We start from the raw sequence: 13,324 nt of genomic DNA, 5'->3' as shown, positions 1-13,324 counted from the left end.
AACCCACTACGATGTTTTTTTGTTCAAAATATATAAATTGCTGAATATTTAAAAAATATCTGCAAATAAATAGAAAAAACATTGTTTATCATGGGGTTAATGATTGCATCAGATGATTGAAATAAAACGTTTACCGGGCTGTAGTAAAGAAAATTAAGCAACATCAATGTAAAAATATTGGCGAATGTGTCTGCTTTTGATAGCTTCGAGTGTCGACCTGCTATTCGTTATTCACCCATAAATTAATTTTATGATTTATTTGGATAATGGGCGATCTTTTCTGCTCTATGTGACGGCGATTTTTACGCATGGAGTCCGGTATGGCGTTGTATCAAGACAGGGGCGTTTATAAAGTGAAAACTCGCAAAACAAAACGATGCTTTGTTACCAGTATGATTGCCGCAGCAGTGATGGCGTCATGCGTGAATGTTCAGGCTGCGACTGTACCTGCCGGTGTTGAGCTGGCGAAAGAGCAGGTTCTGGTGAGAAACAATGGCGCTGAGGTGTCATCACTGGATCCGCATAAAATAGAAGGTGTGCCGGAATCCAACGTCGCGCGCGATTTATATGAAGGGTTGGTGATTTCCGATCCTGATGGACACCCGATTCCTGGCGTCGCTGAGCGGTGGGAAAGCAGCGATTTTAAAGTCTGGACATTCCATTTACGCAAAGACGCCAAGTGGTCAAATGGCGAACCGATTACTGCGCAAGATTTCGTCTATAGCTGGCAGCGTCTGGCCGATCCGAAAACCGTTTCTCCTTACGCCAGCTATTTACAATATGGTCATCTGCTGAATATTGATGACATTATCGCCAGCAAGAAATCTCCTGATACGTTAGGCGTAAAAGCGCTCGACGACCATACGCTGGAAGTGACATTAAGCGAACCAATCCCGTACTTTTATAAATTACTGAATCACTCATCGATGTCTCCGGTCAATAAAGCGACGGTGGAGAAATTTGGTGATAAATGGACTCAGCCGGAAAACTGGGTAGGAAATGGTGCTTACCGTCTTAAATCCTGGGTCGTGAATGAGCGGCTTGTGCTGGAGCGTAATACCCAATATTGGGATAACGCCAAGACTGTGATTAATCAGGTCACCTATCTGCCGATTGCGTCTGAAGTGACGGATGTTAACCGCTATCGTGCGGGTGAAATTGATGTCACCAATAATAAATTGCCCATCGAGCTATTTCAGAAGCTAAAAAAAGAAATCCCACAAGAAGTTAACATCAATCCTTATCTCTGCACCTATTATTACGAGATCAATAATCAGAAACCGCCATTTAATGATGTCCGGGTCCGTACGGCTCTGCGCATGGGGCTGGATCAAGACATATTGACCAATAAAGTTAAAAATCAGGGCGATATTCCTGCCTATGGCTATATTCCTCCGTTTACGGACGGCTTGAAAGCGCATACGCCAGAGTGGTTTACCTGGCCACAGGCGAAACGTAATGAAGAAGCAAAAAAACTGCTGGCAGAAGCGGGCTATACCGCAGAGAAACCGCTGACATTTAATTTGCTCTATAACTCATCCGATCTGCATAAAAAAATGGCGATCGCAGCGGCATCGATCTGGAGACAGAATCTGGGCGTTGACGCGAAGTTGGAAAACCAGGAATGGAAAACCTATCTCAGCACGCGTCATCAAGGCAATTATGACGTTGCGCGTGCCGGATGGTGTGCGGACTATAACGAACCGACATCGTTCCTGAACAGCATGCTGTCAGACAGTAGCAACAACACGGCGCATTATAAGAGCGAGGCGTTCGACAAGCTGATGGCGCAGGCGGTTCAGGCGAAAACGGACGATGAACGTGCGCAAGTTTATCAGCAGGCAGAATCGCAGTTAGATAAAGACGCGGCCATTGTACCGGTCTATTACTACGCGAATGCCAGACTGATAAAACCTTATGTCGGTGGCATTACCGGCAAGGATCCGTTGGATAATATACGGGTGAAGGATCTCTATATCATTAAGCATTAATCCGCAGCTGTTTACGGTTTGATGCAAATGAAGTGAGCAAGCAGTGATTAATTTGGTGTTTAATCTCTGGTTACCCATTCCTGCCATGTGGGAATGGGTCGTGAGTCGAATCGATTAATCGTTTTCTCACCGGGCTCTAATTCAGGAATCGTGCTGGGATAACTAGCACGACAACATTACAGGAGAAAATAATGACACACATCACAACTAAAAAAAGAGTAGCTGCCGCTATTATCGCGGCATTAAGTAGCACGATGGCTGTTTCTGCCTTCGCCGCGACCGTTCCCGCAGGCGTTCAGTTAGCAGAAAAACAGGAGTTGGTCCGTAACAATGGTGCCGAAGTTTCCTCCCTTGACCCGCATAAAATCGAAGGCGTACCGGAATCCAACGTGTCGCGCGATCTGCTGGAAGGGTTGGTTATTTCCGACGTTAACGGCAAAACCAGTCCCGGCGTAGCAGAAAGCTGGGATAACAAAGATTTTAAAGTGTGGACATTCCACCTGCGTAAAGATGCCAAATGGTCCAACGGTGAACCGGTTACCGCACAAGATTTCGTCTATAGCTGGCAGCGTCTGGCCGATCCAAAAACAGCATCGCCTTACGCCAGCTATCTGCAATATGGTCATCTGCTGAATATCGATGACATCATCGCCGGCAAAAAATCTCCGGATACGCTGGGCGTGAAAGCGATCGACGATCATACTTTTGAGGTTACGCTTTCTGAAGCGGTGCCTTACTTCTATAAGCTGCCTGTTTACGTAGCCATGTCACCGGTGAATAAAGCGGCAATCGAAAAATTCGGTGAAAAATGGACGCAGCCGCAAAACTGGGTCGGCAACGGTGCCTACAAGCTGAAAAGCTGGGTTGTGAACGAAAAAATGGTGCTGGAGCGTAACCCGCAATATTGGGATAACGCCCACACCGTCATTAATCAGGTGACGTATCTGCCGATTGCGTCTGAAGTGACGGACGTCAACCGCTACCGCAGCGGTGAAATCGACATGACGTACAACAACCTGCCAATCGAGCTCTTCCAAAAGCTGAAGAAAGAAATCCCGGATGAAGTGAAGGTTAACCCGTATCTGTGTACCTATTACTACGAAGTTAACAACCAGAAGCCGCCGTTTAACGATGTACGCGTTCGTACCGCACTGCGTCTGGGTCTAAGCCAGGATATTCTGACTAACAAGGTGAAGAATCAGGGCGATATTCCTGCCTATGGCTTTGTTCCACCGTATATCGATGGCCTGAAAGCATCAGTTCCAGAGTGGTTCACCTGGCCACAGGCGAAACGTAATGAAGAAGCGAAAAAACTGCTGGCAGAAGCGGGTTATACCGCAGACAAACCGCTGACGCTGAACCTGCTGTACAACACCTCCGATCTGCACAAGAAAATGGCGATCGCAGCGGCTTCTATCTGGAAACAGAATATCGGTGTGGACGTTAAGCTGGAAAACCAGGAATGGAAAACCTTCCTCAGCACGCGTCATCAGGGAACCTATGATGTTGCACGCGCCGGATGGTGTGCGGACTATAACGAACCTTCAACCTTCCTGAACAGCATGCTGTCAGACAGCAGCAGTAACACCTCGCACTATAAGAGCAAAGAGTTTGATGCACTGGTGGCGAAATCCTTGCAGGTGAAAACCGATGAGGAGCGCGCTGCGGTTTACCAGCAGGCGGAATCGCAGCTGGATAAAGACGCTGTCACCATACCGGTCTATTACTATGCGAATACCCGACTGGTGAAACCTTATGTTGGTGGATTAACGGGCAACGATCCGCAGGATAATGTTTACGTGAAAGATCTTTATATCATCAAGCACTAATAATAATGGCTGGCGCACGCTGTTGTGCTGCCAGCCTTTTATAGGTACGAGCAATGTTAAAATTTATTCTTCGCCGCTGTTTAGAGGCGATTCCGACACTATTCATCCTGATCACCATCTCGTTTTTCATGATGCGATTGGCACCCGGCAGCCCTTTTACCGGTGAGCGTAATTTGCCGCCGGAAGTGATGGCGAATATTGAAGCCAAATACCATCTGAACGACCCCATTATGACGCAGTACGGTAACTACTTGCTGCAATTGGTGCAGGGTGATTTCGGTCCTTCGTTTAAATACAAAGACTATTCCGTGAACGATCTGGTCGCGACGTCTTTCCCTGTTTCTGCAAAACTGGGGGCCGCGGCATTCATTCTGGCCGTCGTTTTTGGTGTGAGTGCCGGCGTGATCGCCGCGCTGAATCAGAATACGAAATGGGACTATACCGTGATGGGCTTTGCCATGACGGGGGTGGTGATACCCAGCTTTGTCGTCGCGCCGTTGCTGGTGCTGATTTTCGCCATTACGCTGCGGTGGCTGCCCGGCGGTGGGTGGAACGGCGGGGCACCCAAATACATGATTTTACCGATGGTGGCACTGTCTTTGTCTTATATCGCCAGCATCGCGCGTATTACCCGAGGATCGATGATCGAGGTTTTACACTCTAACTTTATTCGCACCGCGCGCGCCAAAGGGCTGCCGATGCGCCGCATCGTCCTGCGCCATGCGTTAAAGCCTGCGCTGCTGCCTGTGCTCTCTTATATGGGGCCGGCGTTTGTGGGGATTATTACCGGTTCGATGGTCATTGAAACCATTTTTGGTTTACCGGGTATTGGGCAACTGTTCGTTAACGGTGCACTGAACCGCGACTACTCACTAGTACTGAGCCTGACGATTCTGGTCGGCGGCTTAACCATTTTATTTAATGCGATCATTGACGTGCTCTACGCTGTTATCGATCCGAAAATTCGCTATTAATTGGGGGCGTTATGTTTTGGAATCGAAAAAACGTTGAAGCGTTAGAGAACTTCACCGAGCAGGCTGATATTGAAGGGCGTAGTTTGTGGCAGGATGCGCGTCTGCGCTTTATCCACAACCGTGCTGCACTGGCCAGTCTGCTTGTTTTGGCCGTGATTACCCTGTTCGTGATCTTCGCCCCGATGCTGTCTGCATTTGACTACGCGGATACGGACTGGGGAATGATGTCAGCGGCACCGGATATGACGTCTGGACACTATTTTGGTACGGATTCCTCCGGTCGTGATCTGCTGGTCCGTGTTGCCATCGGGGGCCGCGTCTCGCTGATGGTTGGCGTTGCGGCGGCGCTGGTTGCGGTGATCGTCGGAACGCTGTATGGCGCGATGTCCGGCTATCTGGGCGGGAAAGTGGATTCGGTGATGATGCGCCTGCTGGAAATCCTTAACTCATTCCCGTTCATGTTCTTCGTTATTCTGCTGGTGACGTTCTTCGGGCAGAACATGCTGCTGATCTTCGTGGCTATTGGCATGGTGTCCTGGCTGGATATGGCGCGTATCGTGCGTGGTCAGACGCTGAGCCTGAAACGTAAAGAGTTCATTGAAGCGGCGATGGTTTCCGGTGTATCCACGCGCGGTATCGTATTACGCCACGTTGTGCCTAACGTGCTGGGCGTGGTGGTTGTTTATGCCTCTCTGCTGGTGCCAAGTATGATCCTGTTCGAATCCTTCCTGAGCTTCCTGGGTCTGGGAACGCAGGAACCGTTAAGCAGCTGGGGCGCCTTGCTGAATGATGGTGCGAACTCGATGGAAGTGTCGCCGTGGTTACTGTTCTATCCGGCGGCGTTTCTGGTTGTCACGTTGTTTTGTTTTAACTTTATCGGCGATGGCCTGCGTGATGCCCTCGACCCGAAAGATCGCTGAGGAATATCGACATGAGCAAGATTGAGTTAACTGGTGCGCACGACGCGCTGCTACATGTTCAGGATCTCCGGGTAACGTTCAAAACGCAGGATGGCGACGTGACGGCGGTTAACGACCTGAACTTCACGCTCAATGCCGGTGAAACGCTGGGGATTGTCGGTGAATCCGGCTCCGGTAAATCACAAACCGCGTTTGCGTTGATGGGGTTGCTGGCTCGCAATGGTCGTATCGGTGGCTCGGCTCGTTTTCGTGGTAAAGAAATTCTCAATTTGCCTGAAAACCAGCTGAATAAGCTGCGTGCTGAAGAAATTAGCATGATCTTCCAGGACCCGATGACGTCGCTGAACCCTTACATGCGCGTCGGCGAACAGCTGATGGAAGTGCTGATGTTGCACAAACGCCTGAGCAAAAGCGAAGCGTTTGAAGAATCCGTCAAAATGCTGGATGCGGTCAAAATGCCGGAAGCGCGTAAGCGCATGAAGATGTATCCGCATGAGTTTTCCGGTGGGATGCGTCAGCGTGTGATGATTGCAATGGCGCTGCTGTGCCGTCCGAAGCTGCTGATTGCCGATGAACCGACAACGGCACTGGATGTGACGGTTCAGGCGCAGATTATGACGTTGCTGAACGAGCTGAAGCGCGAGTTTAATACCGCGATCATCATGATTACCCATGACCTGGGGGTTGTTGCCGGTATTTGTGACAAAGTGCTGGTGATGTACGCCGGGCGCACGATGGAATACGGCGTTGCACGCGATGTCTTTTATCATCCGAGCCATCCGTATTCCGTCGGCCTGCTCAATGCCGTGCCGCGTCTGGATGCGGAAGATGAGGTGCTGGCGACCATTCCAGGTAATCCGCCTAACTTATTACGTTTGCCGAAAGGGTGTCCGTTCCAGCCACGCTGCCCGTATGCGATGGATGTTTGCCATAGCGCACCGGCGCTGGAATCTTTTGGTGATGGCCGCTTGCGCGCCTGCTTTAGAGCGATTGAGGAGGTGGTATGAACAACGCAGACGAGAAGAAGGTGTTGTTAGAAGTGGACGAGTTGAAAGTCCACTTTGATGTCAGAGATGATAAGCAGTGGTTCTGGCAGCCACCGAAAAAATTGAAAGCGGTCGATGGTGTGACGCTGCGTTTATATGAAGGCGAAACGCTTGGCGTAGTGGGGGAATCCGGCTGCGGCAAGTCTACGCTGGCGCGTGCCATTATCGGGCTGGTAAAAGCGACTGACGGACGCGTTACCTGGCTGGGAAAAGATCTGCTGGGTATGAGCGCCGATGAATGGCGCGCCGCGCGGAGTGACATTCAGATGATATTCCAGGATCCACTGGCGTCGCTGAACCCGCGTATGACCATCGGCGAGATTATTGCCGAGCCGTTAAAGGTTTATCATCCAGAGCTGGATCGACAGACGGTGAAAGATCGTGTGAAAGCGATGATGCTGAAGGTTGGACTGTTGCCGAATCTGATCAACCGCTATCCGCATGAGTTCTCTGGCGGGCAGTGTCAGCGTATCGGCATAGCGCGTGCGCTGATTCTGGAACCGAAGCTGATTATCTGTGACGAACCGGTTTCCGCGCTGGACGTGTCGATTCAGGCACAGGTGGTTAACCTGCTGCGTCAGTTACAGCGTGAAATGCGCCTGTCGCTGATTTTCATCGCCCATGACCTGTCGGTCGTGAAGCACATTTCCGATCGTGTGCTGGTGATGTATCTGGGTCATGCTGTAGAGCTGGGAACCTACGATCAGGTCTACCAAAACCCGCAGCACCCGTATACGCGTGCGCTGATGTCTGCCGTGCCGATTCCCGATCCCGATCAGGAACGCAACAAGAAGATACAGTTGCTGGAAGGGGATTTGCCTTCACCGATCAATCCCCCATCGGGCTGCGTGTTCTGCACGCGCTGTCCGGTTGTCGGCCCTGAGTGCTCGAAAACTCGGCCATTGCTGGAAGGGAGCTTTACGCACGCGGTTTCGTGTTTGAAGGTCGATCCGCAGGCGCTGTTACCGGTGGCAGAAGCTGAATCACAGTAATCCGTTATCGGCTACTGATGTAAAAAAGGCGTCTCCTGTGGGAGACGCCTTACGTTTAAGCAAGAGAAATTATTCTTTCCACAAAATGTGGCAAAGTTTGTGGTCTTTTTCCCGGCAAATTAGCACGCGGGCAAAAATATCTGTGATCTCTTCACCGTCTTCTTCGGCCAGCCCAATGACGACTTCGGCAAAAAAGTCAGGATTCAGGTCGAAATCAACGTGATCGGCCCAGTCTTCAGCAGGATCGAATAACTCTGCGCCGCCGCGCTCTTCGAATTGCAGATTGAACAGCAGAATATCTGCTGGATCGAGGTTATCAGCCGCGAGTTCCAAAAAGATGTCGTAGGCCTGTTCCAATGCTTCGTCTTCGGTCAGGCGATTATTCAAATCCATAACGTAATTCCTGTTAATTCCCAATAGCCTTATTAGAACACGGGAAAACGCGTATTTATAGCAGGGGGCTGAAAAAGTAGAACAGCCGCTCGACGATACGTTGCCAGTAAGGGCGGTTTTGCCACTGTGTCGCGTTTAACAGGCGTGAGCGGGCGATATAATCTTCCTGCACGCAGGCTAAATCGCTGCCGAATCCGGCATCGTCAATCACCAGCGTAATTTCAAAATTCAGCCACAGACTGCGCATATCCAAATTTACCGTGCCGACCAGGCTAAGCTGCCCATCAACCAGTACGCTTTTGGTGTGCAGCAGGCCGTCCTTGAATTGATAAATTTTTACGCCAGCGGCCAGCAGTTCCGTGAAGAACGCGCGACTGGCCCAGCCGACCAGCACGGAGTCATTCTTGTGTGGAACAATAATGCTGACATCGACCCCGCGCTGAGCGGCGGTACAGATGGCGTGCAGCAAATCGTCGCTGGGTACGAAGTAGGGTGTCGTCATGATCAATTGCTTACGTGCCGAATAGACGGACGTCAGCAGCGCCTGATGAATCATTTCTTCCGGGTAACCGGGGCCGGAGGCAATAACCTGAATGGTGTGGCCGCTCTCCTGTTCGAACGGCATAACGTTAACATCCGGCGGTGGCGGAAGCAGACGCTTGCCTGTTTCCATTTCCCAGTCGCAGCAGTAAATAATCCCCAATGTGGTCGCCACCGGGCCTTCAATACGCGCCATCAGGTCGATCCATTGCCCAACGCCAGCATCTTGTTTGAATAGACGGGGATCGACCATATTCATGCTGCCGGTATAGGCAATGCGGTTATCGATTAGGATAATTTTACGGTGCTGGCGCAAATCCATGCGGCGAAGGAAAGCACGGAACAGATTAACTTTCAGGGCTTCGACCACTTCGATCCCGGCAGTACGCATTAACTCGGGGTGATGCTGGCGGAAAAATTGTACGCTGCCGGCAGAGTCCAGCAGAATACGACAGTGTACCCCGCGTCGTGCTGCGGCGATAAGGGAAGAGGAGACTTGCTCAACCAGGCCGCCGGGTTGCCAGATGTAGAACACCATTTCGATGTTGCTGCGTGCGAGTTCAATATCACGCAATAGCGCTTTAATGGTGTCATCAAACGTGGTCATCAACTGCAACTGGTTGCCTTTTACGCCGCCAACTCCTTGCCGTCTCTCACACAGCTGAAATAACGCGCTGGCGACCTCACTGTTTTCCGTCGCAAAAATACGGCGATATTCTTTTAATTCGCGTAGCCATTTTGCCGTTGATGGCCACATTTTGCTGGCACGTTCGGCTCGGCGTTTGCCGAGATGGAGCTCGCCAAACGAAAGATAAGCGACAATACCGACAAGTGGCAGAATATAAATTACCAACAGCCAAGCCATCGCAGAAGGCACCGCCCGACGTTTCATCAGAATACGCAGGGTCACACCTGCAATCAGCAACCAGTAGCTAAAAACCAGTAACCAACTTATTACGGTATAAAATGTCGACATAAAAGCAGCACAGTTCCCTTCTGCAAAGAATTAACAAAGTGTACGCATAGATTTATAAAAGGGGAAATGCCTTTCCTCTGAATAAAAGTGATGAGCAAGAAGATAATAGTTGAGAAAGGGATTCACTGATTGTCGCCGTGAATTAGGGGGGTATAATGCCCAGCGCGAGTGTATTAACAAGAGTCGCATAATGAAACGCAGTCGGAATGAAGTGGGTCGCTGGCGGATGTTACGTCAGGTCCAGCGCAGAAGAAGTCGCTGGTTGGAGGCTCAATCACGTACGTATCGTCATATTCGCTCTGCCCGTTATCTGCAACAAAAGCAGCAACGACGAGCATTGCTCTATGCGGTAACCTACGACTGGTAAGCCAGTGAGGAAAATAGCGGCCCGAGGTCTGGTCGCTATTTTTTTATCACACGGTTTACCACACGCGAGGTTTATTCCCTCATCGGCTCATCCCATCACCGGAATGCGCTGCGCCATTGCGCTCTGATCGATCATCGGGTTAATGCCATCCTCCGTCGAGGGCAGGATAAACAGCGATACCGACGTATTTAAGCGTTCCGTTTGCTCCAGCAGTGAGGTGAAGGTGTGTGCGGAGGCTTCAACCTGTCCCGCATTTTCCCTTACGGTGTCGTTCAGCGTGCTGAGGCGGGCGGTGACTTCATGGATGCTCTCGTTCTGCTGGTGCGATATCTCCGAAATCTCGCTCAGAAACGTGCCCGTGCCTTTCGCGGTCTGAATGATGTGTTGCAGGCTGTCATTCAGTTTGTTCACCAGTCGTGTTCCTGCGGCTACGCTGTTATCTGAATCACGAATCAGCACATTAATATTTTGTGCAGAATGGCTGCTTTGCGAAGCCAGCGTGCCGACTTCCCGCGCGACAACGGCAAAACCTCGTCCCATCGTTCCAGCTCGTGCGGCTTCAATGGCGGCGTTCAACGACAAAATATGCGTCTGAAACGCCACGTTCTCTATCATTCCAATGGCTTCTGTCATCTCACGCGTTCTGCCTGCAATGTCTGACATCGCCACCTTGACGTCATTCATCATCGTCTCACCCTGTGCGGCGATCTTGCTGGTATCTTCCGCGTGCAAATTAGCCTGTTGGGTATGCTGGGTATTTTGTTCCAGATGCTGGCTAAGCTGAATAATATGTTCTGTGGTGACTTTGAGCTCGTGGGATTGGCGGTTTGCCTGTTCGGAAAGTCGATGATTATCTGCCGCGACCCGATCGACCTGCGTCACCATATGGTCGACACCCTGACGAACCTGATTGACCAGATTCACCAGACCTTCCTGCATTTGAATGACGCTGGTATTAAGCTGTTCAACTTCGCGTGTACCGCGCGTCTGTGTATTGACCGCATGCGAAAGGTCGCCCGCCGCGATTAGTTTTAAATGGGCAATAATGTGCGTCAGCGGACGAATAATGATCCGACTTACGCCAATCCACACGGCGATGGCGATTGCCAGCAAGAGCCCCAGAACCGTAATGAAAATCGTTTTTGCGTTATCAAGAGAGGATAAAAATTGTTGGCCATGCTGCTTTTGCAGCGCATCGGTATCTTGCAGATAGTGTGAATACTTCTGGGTAAAATCGCTTTGGTAAGCCTGTACCGGAACGGCAAAGAAAATATCAATCTGATTAGTGGTCTTTATTCCTTCGGCCAGCTCGACAAGCCCGGAATAAAGCTGGCTATAGCTCTTTTTCAAATCGATAAACGCCGCGGTGTCTGCTTCAGCCGTCGTGGCCGTCCCCAGTAATTGGTAGTGCTCCTGCGCCTGTTTGAGAGACACTTCCGCTTCATCCATCAGGCTGTGCCAGCTACCTTCAGACCCCGTTTCTTTGTCTACCAACAAATAAATGCCCGCGCGGTTGAGCTTGTCGCTGGCATTCATCACTTCCATCCGTGCTTTATCCATTAACGCTTGTTGCTGACGCAGGCTCTCGTTAGCGGAAATATCCTGCCGAACCTGAGTCATCGTTTGAGAAATGACGCCGACGGACACCAATTGCAATAAAGAAAATAACCCAATGATCAATAACAATCCGGAGAGAATACTGAGGCGATGACGGCGGCGGATACGTGCAACTCCGTTTCGCAAAATCGCAGGCATTAACATGATTGTTGACCCTCTATAGATGAATAGCGGTCAAACTATCACTGTTAAATGACTAAAATATTTCAGCTTTTGACGGGAGCGAAAAGGGCCATGGCTTTTTCATGCAACCATGACCTGTATCAATTGGATGTTTAAAACACTTTTTTGAATGGCTTCACGCTGACGTGTTTATAGACGCCTGCTGCGAGGTAAGGGTCGGCGTTGGCCCATGCTGTTGCCTCATCCAGCGATGTGAATTCGGCGATAATCACGGAGCCGCTAAAGCCAGCCTGACCGGGATCCTCGCTGTCGATTGCAGGCAAAGGGCCAGCGGTAATCAGTCGCCCTTGATCGCGCAATGCCTGTAAACGGGCAAGATGGTCCGGTCTGACCGACAGGCGTTTTGCTAATGAATCAACATTATCTTCAGCATAAATGACGTAGAGCATAGCGACCTCACAGGTGGGAAGGTACCCTTCATCGTTTGGGGTGCCGGGTTTGAGACCCCAGCGGTCAAACGCTATCGGGTAAGAGAAACGAGTTTCTATCATCATACGTGATGTTGTTTGAAGACAATAGTGCGAGGACAATAGGTTGATTTGCCAGAGTAATCCCCCCGCGATTTCGGTTTTTTTAACAATTCCACGGGTTGTTATTGAATATGATTGCTATTTGCATTTAAACTTGGGCGGCATAAGAGGATAAAGACAGACTATGCCGCAAAAAAAGTTTTTTTTGACCCGCCGTTACTCATGGCCATTCATACTTTCAGCCGGTTTTCACGGTTCACTGATTGCAGGTTTGCTGTACGCATCATTTAATAATTCAATCGAATTACCGCAGGAATCTAAGCCCATCAGCGTGGTGATGGTGAATCCTGCGGCCTATGAAGCGGCACCTGCTGCGAAATCTGCCCCGGAGCCAGAGCCGGTTAAGCAGCCCGAACCTGAGCCGGAACCCATTCCAGAACCGGAGCCATTGCCGCAGCCGGTTCCTATGCCATTACCTGAACCAAAACCCAAGCCACCGAAACCTAAACCGGAGCCTAAGCCGGTGAAGAAAGTTGAGCAACCGAAGCCGGTTAAACGTGAACCGACGGTTGAAAAACAGCCGCCTTCGCCGTTTACCAGCACAGAGCCAACGCGCAATGTAACTAATGCGCCAGTGAAGCAGGCACCGGCACCCGCAGCAAGCACGCAGTCAAGCGGGCCACGTCCGTTGAGCCGCGCACAGCCTCAGTATCCGGCTCGCGCGTTTTCTCTGCGCGTTGAAGGGCGGGTGAAGATGCAGTTTGATGTGGACGAGTCCGGACGTGTTGACAACGTGCGCGTGCTTTCTGCTGAGCCACGTAATATGTTCGAACGTGATATCAAACAGGCCATGCGTAAATGGCGTTATGAAGCGGGTAAACCGGGCAAAGATTTGGTTGTGACCATCGTCTTTAAAATTGACGGCGGGGCGGCAGTCGAATAATTCATGCCAGTACAAAGAAACGGGACGTCATCTTTAGCAGAGGACGTCCCGTTTTCGTATCGATCGCTATTCAAGGCAGCTTA

Annotated in this window: 12 protein-coding genes; 8 read left to right on the top strand and 4 right to left on the bottom strand. The window is 50.5% G+C overall.

Translation table 11 applies throughout. From position 1 onward, the window contains the following. Positions 1 to 392 precede the first annotated feature (392 nt). The 6 genes from oppA (MYB54_RS11615) (at position 393) to oppF (ending at position 7,752) form a co-directional block, all read left to right on the top strand. Complete coding sequence (gene oppA / locus MYB54_RS11615) at positions 393 to 1,991, top strand: oligopeptide ABC transporter substrate-binding protein OppA (RefSeq protein ID WP_240346708.1); 1,599 nt, start codon at positions 393 to 395, stop codon at positions 1,989 to 1,991. 191 nt (positions 1,992 to 2,182) lie between these two features. Then, complete coding sequence (oppA, locus tag MYB54_RS11610; protein WP_014915336.1) at positions 2,183 to 3,820, top strand: oligopeptide ABC transporter substrate-binding protein OppA; 1,638 nt, start codon at positions 2,183 to 2,185, stop codon at positions 3,818 to 3,820. 53 nt (positions 3,821 to 3,873) lie between these two features. Then, positions 3,874 to 4,794, top strand: coding sequence for an oligopeptide ABC transporter permease OppB (gene oppB, locus MYB54_RS11605; RefSeq protein WP_205592806.1), 921 nt, complete (start codon positions 3,874 to 3,876; stop codon positions 4,792 to 4,794). Between the two features lie 11 nt (positions 4,795 to 4,805). Then, positions 4,806 to 5,714 carry an oligopeptide ABC transporter permease OppC gene (gene oppC / locus MYB54_RS11600; protein WP_039500911.1) on the top strand — a complete coding sequence of 303 codons (909 nt, stop codon included), beginning with the start codon at positions 4,806 to 4,808 and terminating at the stop codon, positions 5,712 to 5,714. 11 nt (positions 5,715 to 5,725) lie between these two features. Beyond that, entirely contained in the window at positions 5,726 to 6,721 is a 996-nt protein-coding gene (locus MYB54_RS11595; protein WP_039286583.1) for an ABC transporter ATP-binding protein, read from the top strand. Continuing rightward, positions 6,718 to 7,752 carry a murein tripeptide/oligopeptide ABC transporter ATP binding protein OppF gene (oppF, locus tag MYB54_RS11590; RefSeq protein ID WP_039286581.1) on the top strand — a complete coding sequence of 345 codons (1,035 nt, stop codon included), beginning with the start codon at positions 6,718 to 6,720 and terminating at the stop codon, positions 7,750 to 7,752. The genes MYB54_RS11595 and oppF overlap by 4 nt, the downstream gene beginning before the upstream one ends. Positions 7,753 to 7,821: 69 nt before the next feature. Here the strand turns inward: oppF and MYB54_RS11585 are convergent, their stop codons facing one another. Together MYB54_RS11585 and cls are read right to left on the bottom strand one after the other, a co-directional pair. Next, entirely contained in the window at positions 7,822 to 8,145 is a 324-nt protein-coding gene (locus tag MYB54_RS11585; RefSeq protein WP_039286579.1) for an HI1450 family dsDNA-mimic protein, read from the bottom strand. A gap of 55 nt (positions 8,146 to 8,200) precedes the next feature. Beyond that, positions 8,201 to 9,661 carry a cardiolipin synthase gene (gene cls, locus MYB54_RS11580; RefSeq protein ID WP_010275301.1) on the bottom strand — a complete coding sequence of 487 codons (1,461 nt, stop codon included), beginning with the start codon at positions 9,659 to 9,661 and terminating at the stop codon, positions 8,201 to 8,203. A 190-nt stretch (positions 9,662 to 9,851) separates the two neighbouring features. Here cls and MYB54_RS11575 point away from each other — a divergent pair, with 190 nt between their 5' ends. Then, positions 9,852 to 10,028, top strand: a complete 177-nt coding sequence (locus MYB54_RS11575; RefSeq protein ID WP_085996914.1) for a YciY family protein — start codon at positions 9,852 to 9,854, stop codon at positions 10,026 to 10,028. 87 nt (positions 10,029 to 10,115) lie between these two features. Here the strand turns inward: MYB54_RS11575 and MYB54_RS11570 are convergent, their stop codons facing one another. Both MYB54_RS11570 and MYB54_RS11565 read right to left on the bottom strand, forming a co-directional pair. Then, complete coding sequence (locus tag MYB54_RS11570) at positions 10,116 to 11,789, bottom strand: Tar ligand binding domain-containing protein (protein ID WP_014915340.1); 1,674 nt, start codon at positions 11,787 to 11,789, stop codon at positions 10,116 to 10,118. A 131-nt stretch (positions 11,790 to 11,920) separates the two neighbouring features. Then, positions 11,921 to 12,217 carry a YciI family protein gene (locus MYB54_RS11565; RefSeq protein ID WP_014915341.1) on the bottom strand — a complete coding sequence of 99 codons (297 nt, stop codon included), beginning with the start codon at positions 12,215 to 12,217 and terminating at the stop codon, positions 11,921 to 11,923. A 265-nt stretch (positions 12,218 to 12,482) separates the two neighbouring features. Here MYB54_RS11565 and tonB point away from each other — a divergent pair, with 265 nt between their 5' ends. After that, positions 12,483 to 13,241, top strand: coding sequence for a TonB system transport protein TonB (gene tonB / locus MYB54_RS11560; protein WP_014915342.1), 759 nt, complete (start codon positions 12,483 to 12,485; stop codon positions 13,239 to 13,241). Positions 13,242 to 13,324: the final 83 nt, after the last annotated feature.

This window comes from Pectobacterium nicotianae (assembly GCF_023272715.1).
Taxonomy (GTDB): domain Bacteria; phylum Pseudomonadota; class Gammaproteobacteria; order Enterobacterales; family Enterobacteriaceae; genus Pectobacterium; species Pectobacterium brasiliense.
Note: the sequence above shows the minus strand (reverse complement) of the source record. Positions and strands in the feature narration are given on the sequence as shown.